The following is a 17,348-nucleotide window of genomic DNA, read 5'->3' as shown; positions in this document are numbered from 1 at the left end:
TTCTCCGCTGCTATTTGACGCCGACGATCATCGAGTGAGGACCGGCGAGATGCTCGCAGCGGACCTCCGCAAAGCCCGCCTCCCGCATCCAGCCCATGCCGTCGGCGCGCGTGTAGTCGAACCCGCCATTGGTGTTGACCAGCATGTTGAGGCTCATCAGCAGACCCGCAGCGTTCTCCCGTCGCTCGTCATCGATGATCTGGTCGTAGACGATGAGCACGCCTTGCTTCGGCAGCGCGGAATGGGCCTTTGCCAGCAGCGCGCGCTTCACCTCCAGGTTCCAGTCGTGCAGGATATGACCCATCACCAGCACGTCGGCGGAAGGCAGCGGCTCGGCAAGGAAGTCGCCGGGATAAAACCGAAGCCGGTCTGCAAGTGCGTGCCGCTCCACATAGGCCTCGAACACCGGCCGCATCGGCGGCAGGTCGAAACCGCCGCCGGTGAGATGCGGATGGGCGCGGCCGATCTCGACCGGAAGCCTGCCTTCGGCTGTGCCGATATCGGTGAAGGTACAATAGTCCGCCCACGGAAAATCCCGGGCGAGCGCCTCCGCCACCTGGAGGCTGCCGCCGGTCATCGCCTGCGCGAACATCTCCACCTTGTCCGGGTCCGAAAACAGCATGTCGAACAGATCTTCGCCGTCCTGGGTGCCGTTTTGCGGTTTGCCCGTCCTGAGCGCGTCGGTGAGCGAGCCCCAGTTCGCGTAAAGCAGCTGACCGGCCCTGGCGAGCATCCCGCCAACACAGGTCGACTTGTTGCGGTCAAGGTAGCGGTCAGTCACGGGCGTGTTGCAGTAGACGTTGCCCTCGCGCTCAAGCATGCGCAGCGCGACCAGCGCGTCGAAGAAATCCTGCGCTCCCCGCTCATGCAGTCCGAGCCGGTTTCTCAGTGTTTCCCCTTCGAGGGGTCCGGCCGCCAACTCCGTGAAAAGGTCGAGTTCGACGGCGCTCAGCAACGTCTTCGATGCCCAGAAGCCGAGGCCGAGTTGCATAAGGCTTTCGGGCGACAGTTCTGCGACGTCCTTCGCCTGTTTCGTTACCTCGGTGATGTTTGCGTCCATAAGATTTCTCCTTCCTCAAGAGACCATGACCTTTCCAAAAAACCGGTTCCCGGTTTTTCGGGATCATGGTCTGGGCGCGGGAGGATCATCGACTGGCCCGGCTACGGGTCGATTTCAGCCAGGTGGGATTTTGGTTACGGTTGTAACGAAGAAATCCGGCCGGCCGTGATCAGCCTGAATGCAGATGGCGGGCAAGGCATTGTGCGACGGCGGCCGACAGCAGCGGCTTCTTGATGACTTCGCTTATGCCGACCGCCGTCAGTTGGCGCGACCGCAGCTGACGGCAGTAACCGGTCATCAGCACGACCGGAAGGTCGGGCCGGATCTTGTGCAACCGGCCGGAGAATTCGATCCCTGTCATGTCGGGCATGACCTCGTCCGTCAGCACCAGGTCGAAGCGTTCCGGATCGGTGCGGAATGCGCTGAGAGCCGCGGGGCTGCGGTCGAACCCGACCGGCTCGTAGCCGAGCGCGGCGAGCATTTCCTCCGCAAGTTGCATCAGCGGCGTGTCGTCGTCGACGACGAGGATCGTCTCGCCGTTGCCATGCTTGACCGGCACCTCGGCGGCGTCGCTCTCGTCCTCGTTCTGGGTTGCTTCGGCGGCCTCGATCTGCGGAAAATAGATCTCGAAGGTCGTGCCTTCGCCGGGCTTGCTGTTCACGTCGACCGCGCCTCTGTGCGCTATGACGATGCCGTGCACCGTCGACAGGCCGAGCCCGGTGCCTTGCCCTGCCGGCTTGGTCGTGAAGAACGGCTCGAAGATGCGCTCGAGCGTCGCCTGATCCATGCCGCTGCCGGTGTCCCTGACGGCAAGGCGGAGATAGCGGCCGGCAGGCAGGTTGCCGTGCGACAGCATCCGCGCCTCGACGAATTCCGTCGTATCGAGACCGATTTCCAATGCGCCGCGGTTGTTCATCGCCTGCGCCGCGTTGGTGCCGAGGTTCATCACCACCTGCTGAAGCTCGGTCGGATCGCCCATCATCGCCGCATCCGCGGCTGCAAGACGCGTCTGCACCGAAAGCGTGGCGGGGAACGAGGCGCGCAGCAGGTCGACCGCTTCGGCAACCACGGCTTCCGCCCGCAGCGCGTGATGCTGCCGCTCGTGACGACGGCCGAAGGCGAGGATCTGCTCGGTGACGTCCTGCGCCCGCCTGCCGGCCTGCATGATCTGCTGGACGTAGCGCCGCGCGCGCGACTCCTTCAGCAGCACCGCCAGCGCCATCTCGCTGTAGCCAAGGACGGCACCGAGGATGTTGTTGAACTCGTGCGCTATGCCGCCGGCGAGCGTCCCGATCGCTTCCAGCCGTTGCGACTGATTGAGCCGCGCCTGCAGTGCCTCGCGCTCGCGTTCGTTGTGCTCGCGCACGATGGCATTGGCGAAAATCTCGGCCGCGGTGCGCAGCAGTGCAATGTCGTCGTCGGCCCAATGCTTTTCGTGCGTGACGGTATCGAGAGCCAGAAAACCCAACCGCTCGCCGGCATGCCACATCGGTATGCACAGCCACGATCGAAACTGGTGTGCCTGCAGCGATGCCTTCTCCCGCCCCTCGGGAAGCTCGCCGACGCGGGGAACGTCGATGCAGCCCTGCCGCTCGTGGTCGGCCAGCGCCCAGCGTGAAGCCAGCTCGATCATGTCCTTCGACAGGCGGGCCGGCCTGCTCCCGCCCGGACGGCGATAGAAGTAGCCGCCGGAAGGACCGGCGATGTGGCTGACGAAAATCTGGGCGCCGTCGAGCCCGGCATGTTCGACCAGGCGCGCGAGGCCCTTGCTGATGCCGGCGCGGATGCGGTCACGCGGCAGATTGATGAACTGCGTGGAGATCGAGGCGATCAGGCCCTCGAATTCCAGCCGCTCGCGCAGGATCCGCGCGTTGCGGCGCAGGCGGGCGAACAGGTAGGCGACATAGCCGACGAGGCCCAACGCGGCGACATAAAGCAGCGTCTGGAACAGTTCGGCCCGCGCCGCGGCCCGCCCATGCGCACCGAGATAGACGTCCTGCAGCGCGCGAGCCCGCTCGCTCGTCGGCGCGGTCTGCAGGCGGGCGACGAGATCGTCGACCGCCGGAAGCCTGGTGACGATAAGCCGGCCGTGGGAGACAAGCGAGAGCACATCGCTTGCAGGCACGGCATCGACGGAGGGCCTTGCCAGCCGGTCGAGTGCGGCGGTTACGGCTTTTGCCGCGTCCGGCTGGGGATCGCTGATAAACCGCGACATTGCGACCATCATGGCTCCTATCTCGACCGCTCGAAGGCCGTCACCCTCGCTCGTGAGACGACCGCTCATATAGTTGAAAAAGTTCAGCGAGTTCTGCAGCAGCGCGTTATCGGACTTGAACCTCTCGACGAGCGCTTCCTCGTCGCGGATCGCGGCGATGACTTCGGCGATCCGCTTGTCGATGTCCGCCCGTGTTTCGCCGCTTGCTGCGTCGCGGGCAGCCGGCAGCGTCTGCGTCGCCTCATCCAGGTTCTCGATCGACCGCACAAGCGGATCGTAGCTGCGCAGCAGCCCCGCGCGTGCCCGCAACACATCGCGCTGCAGCGCGGCGTTATAGAGGATGACGGTCCTGAGCGCATCGAGCGTGCGCTCGTGGCGCGCCGCATCGGGAGCCGTGCCCTGCACCAGGAGGTAGGTCAGGGCGATGAGCAGGCAGGCAACGATCGGCGCCAGGATGCGTAGCGACTTCATTGCTGCAGACGATCGGCTGCGCTGGTCAACGGCCGGCCGCGATACTCGCCCGTCAGTGTCCCGAGGAATTCGACGATGAGATCGGCATCGCGCTGGTCGAGCTCCCGGCCGAGTTGGTTGCGCGCCATGATCTTCACCGCGTCTGCGAGCGATGCGGTGCGGCCATCGTGAAAATACGGCGCTGTCACCGCGACGTTGCGCAGGCTGGGAACACGGAACACATGGCGGTCGCTCTCGGCGCCGGTAACGGCGAAGCGGCCGAGATCCGCCTTGGTCAGGGTCTTCTGGCGAGCGAAGGGATCCTGGAAGATGCCGAATTTCTGAAACAGATTGCCGCCTACGTTGGCGCCCTGGTGGCAGGCGACGCAGCCATAGGCTTTGAACAGTTGATAGCCGTGCTCTTCGTCGGTCGTGATGGCGTCGCGTTCGCCCTTGAGATAGCGGTCGAAACGGGCATCGGGCGTGATCAGCGACCGTTGAAAGACAACAAGCGCATCGAGCACGTTTGTCCGGTCGGGAATGGCGCCGTAGACCCTCGCGAACCGCTGCGAATACTCAGCATTCGAGCGAAGCTTGGTCAGCAATTCCTCCCAACTCGTATTCATCAGCCTGTCATCGAGCAGGGCCGCCTCGTTCTGCTCCTCGAACGTGCGGAAATTGCCGCGCCAGTTCAGCCGAAAATCGAGCGCCGCGTTGAAGACGGTCGGCGTGTTGAAATCGAGCGGCTTGCCATCCGCCGCCACGGAACGGGCCAGACCGTCGTCGCCGCTGAAATCGAGCCTGTGACAGGAACTGCAAGCGACGACATCGCCATGCGACAGGCGGGCATCGTTGAACAGGCTCTCGCCAAGCGCGATCTTCGCCCGGTCGGAGGGGCCGCTGGCCGTGATCGGTGCAATCGGCTCGCCCATCGGCGGGGCCGGCTGATTGCTCTGGGCCAACGCAAAAGGTGCCGCCATTGCCAGGCAAAGCGGAACAAAAAGCCCCGCCCGAACCTTACCAATCTGCTGATGTGCCATCGAGCGAGCCTGCGGCAGGGTGTGCGATCACGTAGATCATCGGCGTTCACCAATAAATCGCCGAAAATCGACGTTTAATAAAGCAACGGCTCGGTCATGAGTTCCATGCTTGCGGACGGTGCGAGATGTCAGCCGAACAAAACATTCGCCACGAACAGCAGTCGAAAGGCAGTACCGAGCAGCCAGCGGCGCCGAAGCATATCCTTGTCGTCGACGACGACCCCGAAATTCGCGATATGCTCACCAATTACCTGGAGAGCCAAAACTTCAGGGTTAGCGCGGTCGCCGACAGCCGGGCCATGTCGCGCGTCCTCAATGAAAAGCCCGTAGACCTGACGATCCTCGACATGCGGCTTGCCGATGAGGACGGGTTCGACATCATGCGGCAACTCGGCAGTCCGCCGGAAGCGCCCATCATCATCATCACCGGCCACAGGTGCGACGAGGTGGATCGCGTCGTCGGCCTGGAACTCGGCGCCGACGACTACATCACCAAGCCCTTCGGCCTCAGGGAGCTGCTGGCGCGCATTCGCGCCGTGCTGCGGCGATCGCGGTCGACGCAGCCGCAGCCGCGCAGTAAGAAACCCATACGCTATCGTTTTGCCGGCTGGGAGCTCGACATGCGGATGCGGCGCCTGAGGTCGGCGGCGGGCGAGACGACGCCGCTGACCGCCGGCGAGTTCAACCTGCTGACGGCGTTCCTGAAATCGCCGCAACAGATCCTGAGCCGCGAGCAGCTTCTCGCTGCCAGCCGCGTGCACGACGAAGAGGTGTTCGACCGCAGCATCGACGTGCAGATATTGCGGCTGCGCCGCAAGCTCGAGGTCAATCCGAGCGAGCCGAAGCTCATTGTTACGGAGCGTGGCGCCGGCTACATATTCGCGACTGCGGTCGAGGTACTTTGAGCCGCTGCCGCGCCCAGCCTACCCCGCGCTTCTGAGCCAGACCAGCATCTCGCCGGGGTCGCGGTTGTCCCAGGCGAAATACGGCACGGCGGTGATTTTCGCGTCCTCGACCGCCGGCGGTTCGGTGCGGTAGAGCCCCTCTTCCCAGTTTTCGAAAGCCTCCTTTTTGGCAATCGCCAAAAGTGTCACAACGCCGCCCAGAAGGTTCGGCTGCTGATGCGCCTCGATGTCGGCCGTTCGCGGCAGAGCGATGCGGTGCAGCTGGCTGGAGTTGTCGGTCTCCTCGACGCAATAGATCAGCGGCCCGCGCGCCAGCGCGACGCGGCCGATATCCTGCCGCACCTGCGGATTGGCGTAGAGGCGGTCGACGGCCATTTCGAGGTCGAGCTCGACGCGGTCGCCCTTGCGCCATTCGCGGCGGATCGCGGCATAGCCGTCGCTGCTGATCGCCTCCAGATCAACATCGGCGCCGTTGACCTTGAGCGCTGCCTTGCGGCACCAGGCCGGCAGGCGCAGGTGCAAAGTGAACTCGGTCGGAGCTTCCGGTTCGACAGAGATCGATACCGCGCCGTCCCAGGGATAATTGCTCGTTTGGGTGAGCTCTATCTGCCGGCCCGCAATATCGAAACGAGCCGTGCCGTTTCCATAGAGATGGACGGCGAGTGCGTCGTCCGACAGGCCGTAGAAATAGCTGCCGATCGAGGCGACCATGCGCCCGACATTGGGCGGGCAGCACGGGCAGCGGTGCCATTTCCAGCGGTGGTGGGCGCCGTGGCTCTCGAGCGGATTTTCGTAGAAGAACAGCGAGCCGTCGAGCGACAGGCCGGAGATCGAGCCGTTGTAGAGCGCCCGCTCCATGATGTCGGCGTAGCGCGCATTGGGACCCATGCCGAGCATGCGGCTTGCCCAGAACACCAGGCCGACCGAAGCACAGGTCTCGGCATAGGCGGTGTCGTTGGGCAGGTCGTAATCGGCGGTGAAACCCTCATTGTGCGATGACGGCCCGAGGCCGCCGGTGACGTAGAGGTTCTTGGTCATGAGATCGTCCCACAGCCGGTCGAGCGCCACCCGCAGCGTGTCGTCACCATATTCGGTGGCGATGTCGGCCATGCCCGAATAGAGATACATCGCCCGCACCGCATGGCCGACGACCTTGTCCTGCTCGCGCACCGGCTTGTGCGACTGGTTGTATTCGTAAGTCTTGAAATGATAGGCCTTGGGGTCGGCGCCGCGGGCTCGCGCCTCCTCGTCGAAATAATGCGGCTCAAGGCCGCGCTGGTCGATGAAATATTTGGCAAGCTCCATGTATTTGCGCTCGCCCGTCACCCGTGCCAGCTTGACCAGCGCCAGCTCGATCTCCTCATGCCCGCAATAGCCCTTCTTCTTGCCGGGCTCGGGACCGAACGTCTCGGCGATGTGGTCGACATAACGGCACATGATGTCGAGCAGCTTCCGCTTGCCCGTGGCCTGGTAATAGGCGACCGCGCCTTCGATCAGGTGGCCGGCGCAATAGAGCTCGTGGCAATCGCGCAGATTGGTCCAGCGCAGGCCCGGCTGGATGCGCTGGTACCAGCTCGACAGATAGCCGTCGGGCTGCTGCAACTTGCCGTACATGTCGATGACGGCATCGATCTTCTTCTCGAGCTCGTCGTTGCGGCGGCGGTAGAGCGAATAGGCGGCGGTCTCGATGGTCTTGCCCCAATCGGAGTCCCAGAACATCTGCGTCGTCACCGTCGATCCGGTGAACTCGTTGCCGGCGGTGGCTGCCTCGTCCGGTGAAGGTGAGTGGAACGGAATGACGACGCCGGGCGACGGCCGGTCGGGGTCGATCTGCTCGAGCATGCGCGCCTCGACGCAGCGGTCGTAGAGGATGCCGGCGGTCTTTGAGGCGACGGCATCGACGCGGTCGCCCCAGAAGCCGCGCACGTCGACCTGCGGCACCGGCAGCGGACGGAAGGCGAGTTTTGGCTTGGCGCCCTGACTGGCGGATTGCGATGCGGTCATCAACCTACTCCGTTCGATTTCTTGTGGTCACTTCACGGCCCCTGCCATCAGGCCGCGGATGTAGAAACGCTGCAGCAGCAGGAAGAGCACCAGGCACGGCACCATCATCACGGTGACGCCGGCCTGCACGGCGCCCCAGTCGATGGCGCCGAAGCGGCCAGACTGCAGCGCGGTCATCATGATCGGCAGCGTGAATTTGGACTGGTCGGTCATCAGCACGAGGGCCGCCAGAAACTCGTTCCAGGCGCCAAGGAAGGCAAACAGCGCGATGGTGACGATGCCCGGCCAGACCAGCGGCAGCATGACCCTAAGCAGCATGGTGACATTGTTGGCGCCGTCCATGCGCGCGGCCTCCTCGATCTCGCGCGGCACCGCGTCGAAGGCGTTGCGCATCATGAAGATTGAGAACGGCAGCTGCAGCGTGACGTAGACGCAGACCAGCCCGGTCAGCGTGTTGTGCAGGCCGATTTTTGTCAGCACCAGGAAGATCGGCGTCAGGATCGACTGGAACGGGATCATGATCGTCGACAGGATGACGACGAAGAGCAGGTTCTTCAGCGGAAAGCGGAAGCGCGAGAAACCGTAGCCGGCGAGCACGCTGACGATCACCGACAGCACCACCGTCATGACCGAGACATAGATGCTGTTTTGCGCCGGCAGCCAGAGGCCATCGCCGAAAGTGTTGAGCGTGGCGTAATTCTCTAGCGAAAAGCCCGTCGTCGGCCAGGGCGGCAGCGGCGGCTGGCGCGCCTCCTGCGCCGGCTTGAACGCCGAAAGCACCGTCCAGGCGATCGGTGCCAGGAACAGAATGGATGCGATGATGCCGGTCGCATGCTCTGCGATCTGCATGCCGATGCGGCGTTTGCGGCTCCTTGCCTGCGCCATCAGTCGACTCCTTCCGGATTGCGCAGCAGCCGCAGCTGGATGAGGCTGAGCGCCACCAGGATGACCAGCAGGACCATCGAAAGTGCCGCGCCATAGCCGAGCTTGAACGACACGAAGGACTGGTTGAAGATCCAGTAGACGGCGGTCAGCGTCTGGTTGCGCGGCCCACCGCGCAGGATGATGTAGAACTGGTCGAAGGCGAGGATCGAGCCGGCAACCGACAGGATCAGCGCCAGCGCCAGCGTGCGGCGCATCAAGGGCAAGGTGATCGCCCGGAACCGCGCGAATGGCCCTGCCCCGTCGATCATCGCCGCCTCCTGCAGATCCGGCGGGATCGACTGCAGGCCGGTCATCAGGATGATCATGGTGAAGCCCGCCACCTTCCACACCACCATGGCGATGATCGACCAGAAGGCCGGCTGGAAGGTCGCCAGCAGATTGAATTTCTTTTCGGTCAGGCCAAGCTCGAAAGCGGCCGGGCTGAACAGGCCGGAATCGACATTGAGCAGCCACGACCACAAAAGGCTCGCCGAGGCAAAACCGATGACCGCCGGCATGAAGAAGGACGTCCGGTAGAAGCCGGTCAGCTGCCGCGGCCTTTCGATGAACAGCGCCAGCGGAAAGGCGACGGCGAAGATCGCGATCGTCACCACCACCGTGTAATAGCCGGTGAACTTCAGCGCGTTCCAGAAACGGGTATCGCGCAGTATCGCCCAATAATTGTCGAGGCCGATGAAGCTATGCGTGCCCATCAGCGGCCAGTTGTGCAGCGACATCCAGGCGGTCATGCAAAGCGGCACGATGAAGAAGACGACGACAAGGGCAACGGCCGGCGCGACATAGAGCAAGCCGATCCACTGCCGGCGGCCGGCGCCGACGAGTTTGTATGCGCGCGCTGGCGCGGCGGTGGTTGCTGTGATGGTGGTCATGCCGTGGTCTTCCGTTAGCGCTACGTCCCCCTCCCCCTTGAGGGGAGGGTCCGGTCGAAGGCCGGGGGTGGGGTCCTCCGCGAAGCGCGCCGACATCAAAAGAGCGTCGAGCACTGCCGCAACGACCCCACCCGGACCTTCGGTCCGACCTCCCCTCGAGGGGGAGGTGGAGCCGGCGCTTTACTTCTGCGGCGCCGAATCGATGATCGACTGCATGGTTTCCTGCGCGTTGGCGATGGCGCCGTCGACGTCTTCGCCGAAGAAGACCTCGTTCATCATCTGGTTCCACGGACCGTTGGCCGAGTTGATCAGATCGTTGAACACCACCGAATAGGGCGTGCGGCCCTTGGCCATGGCTTCGGCGGCAACCTTGTAGCGCGGGTCGAGTTCCTTCAGCGCCTCATTGGCGATGTCGCCGCGCACCGGCAGGCTGCCGTATTTTGCCAGGATGGTCTGGCCCTCGAGCGAATAGGCGAAATCGAGGAACTCCTTCACCACCGCGACCTTGGTGGTGCCCTTGGTGACGACGAAATTATCGCCGCCGGCAAACGACGACCAGCCACCATCCTTGCCGGGCAGGAAGGTGATGCCGTAGTCGATGTCGGGATATTGCGTGTTCAACGCGCCGATGGCGAAGGCGCCGGACGGCGAGATGCCGATATTGCCGGTGGCGAAGGCGGCAAAGAAGTTGGAGCCGGTGTCGGTCTGCGCGCCTGAAGGCACCAGGTCCTTTTTGACCATCGAACGGTAGAGGTCGATGGCGCCGCGCATCTGCGGCGTATCCAGCGTCGCCTTGGAGCCGTCCTCCGTCAGGATGTCACCGCCCGAGGCCCAGATCAGCGGCGTGAACGTGAAGATGTTGCAGCCGCCGCAATTGCCGGAGAAGTAGAAGCCCTTGATGTCGCCGCCGAGCGCATTGACCTTTTCGGCGTCGGCTTCGATCTCGGCCCAGTTGGTCGGGCCCTTTTCCGGGTCGAGGCCGGCCTGCTTGAACAGCTTCTTGTTCCAGATCAGCACCGAGGAGTCCGCCGAGAACGGCAGCCCGTAGATGCGGCCCTTATAGGTGCCGGTCTTGACATGCGCCGGCGACAGGCTGGCGAAATAGGGCAGCGATTTCGCCCAGTCGGTGATGTCTTCGAGCTGGCCGGCGGCGGCGAAGGACGGCGTGTAGATCAGGTCGAGCGAGAGCGCATCGGGCGCTGTGCCGCCGGCAGCGGCAGCGCCGTATTTCGGGATGATTTCGGCATTGGGGATGATGTCGAGCTTGATCTGGTTCTGATGCCCCTTGTTGAAGGCATCGACGATGCGCGGCATGAAGTTCGAGCCGTCGGCGCGCACCCAGATGTTGGCGGTGTCGGCGGCGGCCGAGCCGACGGTTGCCAGCGTGCCAAAAATGCTCGCGGCTATGGCGAGCCCGGTAATGGTGGTTCTCATGCTTCTCCTCCACATGGTTTAATTTAGCGTCTTAATTTAGCCGCGCCCCCAAGCGGGTGACTATCGACACGGCCCGTTTCGTTCAGCCGTCCGGCGGACGGCCGCATGACTGACGCACCACCAGCCGGCACGGCAGTTTTCTGATGCCCGGCAGAGCGGGTTCGCCGCCGACGAGCGAAAGCAAGGCAAGGCCGGCCTCGCGGCCAAGTGCTGAAAGGTTCATGTCGACCGAGGTCAGCGGCGGGCGGGTCGCCTCGGCGACGATCTGCCAGTTGTCGAAACCAATGACGCCGACTTCGTCCGGCACGCCGATACCGCGCTCGCGCAAGGCGTCGATGACACCGCGCGCGATCTGGTCGTTGCCGCAAAACACCGCATCGGGTTTTTCCCCGTTGCCATCGCGTCCCTTGCCGTCGAACAGCGTCTTGACCGCCTCATGGCCCCAGGCCTCCGACCACGGGCCGAGCAGCGGCTCCATGACCGGCAGGCCGTTCTCGGCCAGCACCGCGCGATAAGCCTCGGCGCGGGCATGCACCACGGCAAAGCTCGCCGGCCCGCTGACATGGGCGATGCGCCGCCGCCCGAGCCGGCAAAAATGCTCGACCGCCAGCCGCGCGCCGCCGGCATCGTCGGAGACGAACGCGATGGCGCCCGGATCCGGCTCGGTGAAGGCATAGATCGCCGGAATGCCGAGATTGGCGAGATCGACCGGCAGATGGCGGTCGATGCGCTTGCCGGTGGCGATTATGCCGTCGACGCGCTTGTCGAGCATGGCATCGACATGCAGCTGGGCAAGGCGCGGGTCGTCCTCGACATTGCACAAAAACACCGAGACGCCGGCATCGACCAGCGCATCGGAAACGCCAGCCATCAGCGGCAGCGAAAAGCGGCCATAGGTGTCGTTGGTCAACAGCCCGACGGTAAAGGAGCGCCGCCGCAACAGGCTCTGCGCCAGGCTGTTCGGGCGAAAGCCAAGCCGCTGCGCCGTCTCGCGAATACGCGTCCGCGTCTCGGCAGTCATCCGCCCCTGCCCGTTCAGCGCTTTTGAGGCCGTGGCGACGCTGACGCCGGCGAGTGCCGCCACCTCGCGGAGGGTGACCGGCTGTTTGACAGGCGTTGGCTGCGCATCGGACGCCATGATTTGGATATCGATCCTCCCATTTGAGAAAAGCTTTTCTCTTATCGTCCTGCGAAGCGCTGAATGGTGAAGTCAGCGGATGCCGGCAGAGTTGGGAAAAGGTTTTCTCAAAAGGAAGATTAGGGGAAGGATGCAAGGATGGCAAGAGGGAATGGCCCGGTTACAGGCATGTTCGGCAGTCAACTACGACTCGCTGCCCTGGGTCCAGGATCTGCCATGGCGGCCCGAAGGAAAGAGGGCGAGCAGCTTTGGCGTGCATTGCCTTTCAGCGGGCACCGCGATGGAATAATCGCGGTGCCGCAGTCTTCCCGCAAGGCTAGCAGTTCTCAGTCTGTGGATCGCACGCCTTGTTTTTCTGTTTCTGTGGCTTGGATTTGGCCGCCTGCTCGGGCTCGGCCTGCTGCGGCTCGGCCGCTGGCTGCTCCTTGGCCTTCCGCTTCTCAGGCTTGGCAGCCTGCTCCGGCTCAGCTTGCTGCTGCTCGGCAGCGGGCTGCTTCTTGGCCTTCGGCTTCTCAGGCTTGGCCGCCTGTTCCGGCTCGGCCTGCTGCTGCTTGGCGGCGGGCTGCTTCTTGGCCTTCGGCTTCTCAGGCTTGGCCGCCTTGCCGGGCTCGGCCTGCTGCTGCTCGGTCGCCGGCTGCTCCTTGGCCTTCGGCTTCTCAGGCTTGGCCGCCTTTTCGGGCTGGGCCTGCTGCTGCTCGGTGGCCGGCTGCTCCTTGGCCTTCGGCTTCTCAGGCTTGGCGGTTTCTTCGGGCTTGGCCTGCTCGGTCGTTGCAGCGCCTTCGGTCGGCTTCGATTTCCGGCCAGCCTGAACCTGCTTCACCTCTTCGATGTCTTTGAGCTTAGCTGGTTTGGCCTTAGGGTCGGCTTTCACCTCGCCCTCAAAGACAGCGACCCTATCGTTTTCCAGTTTGCCGGACTTCTCGGGCGCGTCGGTCTTGCTGACCTTGACAGCAGTCACCTTCTGGTTCGTCTCCTTTTCGATCACATCGACATCAATGACTTTGTTGATCACCAAATTGTTCTGGATCGTCACGTCGCCGGCCGGTTCGGCCGCCTCGACAATGCGCACAAACTCCGGCTCATCACGAATAACGACCACAGAAATGTCCGCGGCAAGGAATTCGCGGGTGGGGACCACAACCCAGTAATAATCCGGCGTCGTGTCGAAGGTCACCTCGATTGAAATCAAATCCGGATCGCGGCGGGGCGGCAGCGGCGCCCAAATGATGTGCTCTCTGTCACGACGCCAACTCACCCATGCTGGCGCCCAGCGAGTGCCCGGAACCCAGTACCAGCCGATATCGTCGGCATAGCCCCACCGGCCGTAATGGTACGTCGCCCAGCCGAATGGCTCGTCGGATACCCAGAGCCAGCCATACTGCTCGGTATAGACCCAGTGTCCAAGCGTGTACGGACGCCAATCGTCAGGCACATCAACCGGCACGAAAACGGTCGCTCCGTGATACGAGACCCAATCACCATAGGAAGACAGGTTTTGGTAGAACGTGCTGATCTTAACGGTGGTGGCAGCCCTTGCCTCGGACACAAGCGACAATGGCGCAATTGGGTTGGGAATCTCGACGATCGTGAGCAGGCAGGCGGTTACGCCGCCGAGCATCAGTCGCACCGCATGTTGGGCAAGGACGCGTTTCATCGTAATCTTCCTCCGAAACAGATCGCCCTTCATCGTACAAACCCGCCGGCTGCCGGATTGTTCCACTTTGCTGACGTTACCCGCATCCCCTCCCGCAGCGGCTTGGCATCGCACGATGATATTTGGGATCAGAGTTGCTTCATGAAGGCGGTGACCGTCACAAATGCGCGCCGAAGGCGCGGCGATAAGTCGTTGGTCAAAAGGCCGACGGTATCGGGCGAAAGCCAAGCCGCTGCGCCGTCCCGCGAATCCGGGTCCGCGTCTCGGCCGTCATCCGCCCCTGCCCGTTCAGCGCTTTTGATGCCGTGGCAACGCTGACGCCGGCAATGGCCGCCACCTCACGGAGGGTGACGGGCTGCTTGGCGGGCGTAATTTGGATATCGGTCTTCCCATTTGGGACTGCGGGATGCTGAGTGGTGAGGTCAGCGGGTGCGGGTGGGCCACTAGAGCCCCCGATGATGCGATGTCCGGCAGATGAGGGGCTCATCACTCTTGATATCACGATGCAACAGCAGCTAGGACCGGCCCTATTTGTTACGAATGGTATCGATGTCGGATTGATCGCCCCGGCCTCGTCGTTCCAGAAAATGAAGGAGCAACGATATGTCTGAAAAGGAAGTCTTGTCTGTCATCCGGGGCCAGGAAGACGCAACTGCCAAGGGGGACGCCCGCGCCAACGTCGATGCCATGGACCCGGATGTCGTGGTTTTTGATCTGCCGCCGCCGCTTGCCTATCGAGGCGAACAGGCACGCGACATCGAAGGGATAAATGCTTGGTTTGCAACTTGGCGCAACGGCGTCACCGTTCACATGGCTGACCCGCAGCTCATAATCGACGGCGATCTTGCAGTGGCCTTCGGCCTGTCGCGCATGACTGGCATTAAGACCGATGGCACAAAGGTCGACTCCTGGAGCCGGCGAACCATCGTGCTAAGGCGCGTCGCCGGTTCTTGGAAAATCATCCACGAACATGCCAGCTTCCCTATGGCAATGGACGGAAGTGGGCGCGCTGTGACGGATCTCTTGCCGTAGTTCCGGAACGCCTAACCTCCTCAACAGGGATGTCGGCTTTCACGCGGCAAGGGTTCGTAGGTGAACGGTCGATTTGGCGGCCCGTTGCTGACAGTCAGCCTTTCGGCCGGAAGCGGCCAATCGCCAAGTATAGAATGACCCAACACCGGCCGCCCTTGGCGAGTGTGCTCCACCCATTGCCCTAGCGAATAGCGGCCTGACCGCCGCAGCCACGACCCGCGCAAGCCCTCCTGAACCCCAGCTGAACGCCGCCTTCAGCCTTAGTTCGAACGGCATCTCCTAAAAAGAAGCCGTTCAACCGCGGTCCCGTCCGCCAAAGGAGACGCTCTCATGATCCGCAATTCTTTCATCGCAACCGCGCTTGCCGCTCTTGTCGGTATCACTGCCGCCGCTCCGGCCATGGCCAATGACGTGCGCATCGAGCAATATGGCTGGTCGAACTCGGCCGGCGGCGCCCAGAACGGCTTCAAAAACCGTATCCGGGTGTATCAGAACGGCCGCTTCAACAAGGTGATCGGCCAGCAGCGCGGCCGCCACAACCTTTCGGCTATCGGCCAGGACGGGGCTGGCAACTACGGCGCCACCTACCAGAACGGCAACCGCAACGTGGCCGGCGTCGGCCAGTTCGGCTCCAACCACACCACCATTCTGACCCAGGACGGTAACGGCAACATTGCTGCCGGCGTGCAGGTGGGCCACGGCTGCGATGCCAATGTCAGCCAGGGCGGCAGCGGCAATGTCGCAGCTTTCGTCCAGGCCTGCCCATAAACACGGCAACGGCCAGGGGGGGCCGCGGCGAGATAGGCGCCCCCCCCGGGCCCACCCCCCAGGGGCACCACACACCCCCCCCGGCAGCCCAAACCACCCCCGCGGGGGGGGCCGCCAAAAACCCCCGGCCCCGCCGCTAGCCAAGCCAAGGAGACGAACCATGCCCCGCATCGTCAAGCATTCCCGCCGCGTCATGGCGGCACTCGCCCTGATCCTGGTCCCGGCCGGCGCGCTGGCGACCATGGCCACCGCCGACCAGTCCGTTGGGCCGGTGCGCTGCGAGATCCGCGCCACGCCGGAAGGGGGCATGGTCTTGCTTGAGGCGCTTGCCTATGCCGACAGAAACGTGAGTGGCACCTATTCCTTCCATGTCGAAAGCACCGGTCGCACCGGCGGCACCAACATCGAGCAGGGCGGCGCCTTCAACGCCGCGCCCGGCAAGCCAGCTACGCTCGGCGCTGTCACGCTCGACGCAAAGGGCGGCGTTTACGACGCCAAGCTCGAAGTTGCGGTCGATGGCAAGAGCATCGGCTGCGCCGCGCGGGTCGGCGGCGCGACCTGATCGCATCGGCCAGTTCACGAAAAGGGCGTCGGCGTTCGGCGCCTTTTCTATGTGTGCCGAGCCGGGAAAAATGACTGAACGACTGCTGAACGACGGGTTCCGGGATGGTTCAGCCGCAATTCGGGAAGGTTGGCCATAGGCTGAGGCAGCCGGAAATGAAGACCAAGATGACCCGCAATATGTTCATAACCCTTACTGCCGCTCTCGTTGCCGGCAGCATCGGCCAGGTGGCGCTGTCCGCACCGGCCTACGCAGGAGGCTGGGTGTCGGTGACATTTGCTCCTGCCAACGCCCGCGACGCCGGCGCCCTGGCGACCGGCCTGCGCGTCTATTCGAAGTATCGCGGCCTGCACGGCGCCAGAATCCGTCAGTCCGGACACGGTAATGCTGCTGGCCTCGGCCGGAACGGCCGCGGCAATCTGGGCATCATCCATCAGGAGGGCAACGGCCATTCCGCCATCCTGAGGCAGAACGGCAACGACAACGCCTACGGTATTTTCCAGTTCGGAAGGAACGCCGAGGCGAATGTCGTGCAGAACGGCGATGGTGGTGGCGGCGCCATCTTCAGCTACGGCTGGTAACGGCCGATAATCGGGGCGCGAGCGGGACTCGATCCCCTTGCGCGCGACCCAATCATTCGGGCCGAACATCTCGGCAGAGCCGAAGATGACCCCGCGGCTTCCTCCTTGGGAGGTTTTTCAACGCGGGCCGATGTCGACCCAGCCCGCACCCCTCGCGCTGCGGCCCACATCGAAAAACCTTCACCGATGCGGACCTTCTGCAGCGGCTTTTCCACGCATAGCAGACGTTCGACGGAACGGGTGATCCTGCCCCGGCAAACACCGTTGATGTCAGATAAAGTGCGGCAGACAATGTCACGAGGAAGCGAGGCGACATTTCACGCTCCGCGACAGCCGGAAGTGATCGACAACTTTCCAACGTTTTCCTTCGCGATTGACCCATCCTGGTCAAACACCCCAAACCGGCGGCTGCATCACCGTTCCTCCGGCGGCTTGAGGTGCCGAAACTGCATCAGCAGCAGCAGATCGTAAGCGATCTTCAGTGCACCGCAGATGATCAGGGGCCAAGCCCGGAACGAGGCAGCGAACAGAGCGCCCGCCAGGGCGGGACTGGCTGCGGCAGCCAAACTGCGCGGTACCGATGTGAAGCTCGCGGCGGCTGCCCGTTCCGCCTCCGTGACGACCGCCATGACGTAAGATGAGCGCGTCGGGACGTCCATCTGCGAAAGCGCGGCACGGATCAGCAGCAGGG

Annotated in this window: 14 protein-coding genes and 2 pseudogenes; 5 read left to right on the top strand and 11 right to left on the bottom strand. The window is 63.5% G+C overall.

The window, feature by feature from the left end; all coding sequences use genetic code 11:
* Positions 1-10 precede the first annotated feature (10 nt).
* The 3 genes from NKI24_RS25800 to NKI24_RS25790 form a co-directional block, all read right to left on the bottom strand.
* The gene (locus tag NKI24_RS25800) at positions 11-1,060 is read right to left on the bottom strand and encodes a methyltransferase (RefSeq protein ID WP_352749443.1); all 1,050 of its coding nucleotides are present in this window, start codon (positions 1,058-1,060) and stop codon (positions 11-13) included.
* Between the two features lie 169 nt (positions 1,061-1,229).
* Positions 1,230-3,746: a two-component system VirA-like sensor kinase gene (locus NKI24_RS25795; protein WP_352749440.1), complete on the bottom strand. Its 2,517-nt coding sequence runs from the start codon at positions 3,744-3,746 to the stop codon at positions 1,230-1,232.
* Entirely contained in the window at positions 3,743-4,657 is a 915-nt protein-coding gene (locus tag NKI24_RS25790) for a cytochrome-c peroxidase (RefSeq protein WP_352749437.1), read from the bottom strand. Before NKI24_RS25790 ends, NKI24_RS25795 begins: the two co-directional genes overlap by 4 nt.
* 233 nt (positions 4,658-4,890) lie before the next feature.
* Between NKI24_RS25790 and NKI24_RS25785 the strand changes: the two genes are divergently transcribed.
* A complete protein-coding gene (locus NKI24_RS25785) occupies positions 4,891-5,670 on the top strand; it encodes a response regulator (protein ID WP_352749434.1) in 780 nt (259 codons plus the stop codon).
* Positions 5,671-5,688: 18 nt separating this feature from the next.
* On the opposite strand, the gene NKI24_RS25780 is transcribed toward NKI24_RS25785, so the two are convergent.
* The 7 genes and pseudogenes from NKI24_RS25780 to NKI24_RS25750 all read right to left on the bottom strand — a co-directional run.
* Positions 5,689-7,674 (bottom strand): glycoside hydrolase family 127 protein, encoded by a 1,986-nt coding sequence (locus NKI24_RS25780; RefSeq protein ID WP_352749431.1) that lies wholly within the window; start codon positions 7,672-7,674, stop codon positions 5,689-5,691.
* A 27-nt stretch (positions 7,675-7,701) separates the two neighbouring features.
* Positions 7,702-8,559, bottom strand: a complete 858-nt coding sequence (locus tag NKI24_RS25775) for a carbohydrate ABC transporter permease (protein WP_352749428.1) — start codon at positions 8,557-8,559, stop codon at positions 7,702-7,704.
* The gene (locus NKI24_RS25770) at positions 8,559-9,488 is read right to left on the bottom strand and encodes a carbohydrate ABC transporter permease (RefSeq protein WP_352541572.1); all 930 of its coding nucleotides are present in this window, start codon (positions 9,486-9,488) and stop codon (positions 8,559-8,561) included. The genes NKI24_RS25775 and NKI24_RS25770 overlap by 1 nt, the downstream gene beginning before the upstream one ends.
* Before the next feature lie 180 nt (positions 9,489-9,668).
* Positions 9,669-10,922 carry an ABC transporter substrate-binding protein gene (locus NKI24_RS25765; protein ID WP_352749423.1) on the bottom strand — a complete coding sequence of 418 codons (1,254 nt, stop codon included), beginning with the start codon at positions 10,920-10,922 and terminating at the stop codon, positions 9,669-9,671.
* Between the two features lie 82 nt (positions 10,923-11,004).
* On the bottom strand, positions 11,005-12,060 hold the full coding sequence (locus NKI24_RS25760; RefSeq protein ID WP_352749420.1) for a LacI family DNA-binding transcriptional regulator: 1,056 nt from the start codon (positions 12,058-12,060) through the stop codon (positions 11,005-11,007).
* 316 nt (positions 12,061-12,376) lie between these two features.
* Positions 12,377-13,714 (bottom strand): DUF6600 domain-containing protein, encoded by a 1,338-nt coding sequence (locus tag NKI24_RS25755; RefSeq protein WP_352749417.1) that lies wholly within the window; start codon positions 13,712-13,714, stop codon positions 12,377-12,379.
* 214 nt (positions 13,715-13,928) lie between these two features.
* A pseudogene (locus NKI24_RS25750) lies at positions 13,929-14,093 on the bottom strand (LacI family DNA-binding transcriptional regulator); the annotation flags it as partial.
* 224 nt (positions 14,094-14,317) lie between these two features.
* Between NKI24_RS25750 and NKI24_RS25745 the strand changes: the two are divergent.
* From NKI24_RS25745 to NKI24_RS25730, 4 genes are all read left to right on the top strand, one after another.
* Complete coding sequence (locus NKI24_RS25745; RefSeq protein ID WP_352452313.1) at positions 14,318-14,746, top strand: YybH family protein; 429 nt, start codon at positions 14,318-14,320, stop codon at positions 14,744-14,746.
* A 330-nt stretch (positions 14,747-15,076) separates the two neighbouring features.
* Positions 15,077-15,514 carry a curlin gene (locus tag NKI24_RS25740; protein ID WP_352452314.1) on the top strand — a complete coding sequence of 146 codons (438 nt, stop codon included), beginning with the start codon at positions 15,077-15,079 and terminating at the stop codon, positions 15,512-15,514.
* Positions 15,515-15,674: 160 nt separating this feature from the next.
* Positions 15,675-16,076: a curli-like amyloid fiber formation chaperone CsgH gene (csgH, locus tag NKI24_RS25735; protein WP_352453909.1), complete on the top strand. Its 402-nt coding sequence runs from the start codon at positions 15,675-15,677 to the stop codon at positions 16,074-16,076.
* Positions 16,077-16,243: 167 nt separating this feature from the next.
* Entirely contained in the window at positions 16,244-16,657 is a 414-nt protein-coding gene (locus NKI24_RS25730) for a curlin (RefSeq protein ID WP_352749523.1), read from the top strand.
* A 413-nt stretch (positions 16,658-17,070) separates the two neighbouring features.
* On the opposite strand, the pseudogene NKI24_RS25725 reads toward NKI24_RS25730, so the two are convergent.
* Positions 17,071-17,348, bottom strand: a pseudogene (locus NKI24_RS25725) (MFS transporter); the annotation flags it as partial.

It is taken from the genome of Mesorhizobium sp. M0701, assembly GCF_040320365.1.
In the GTDB taxonomy this organism is placed as follows: domain Bacteria; phylum Pseudomonadota; class Alphaproteobacteria; order Rhizobiales; family Rhizobiaceae; genus Mesorhizobium.
The sequence above is the reverse complement of the archived record's forward strand: the minus strand, read 5'-3'. Positions and strand labels throughout refer to the sequence as shown.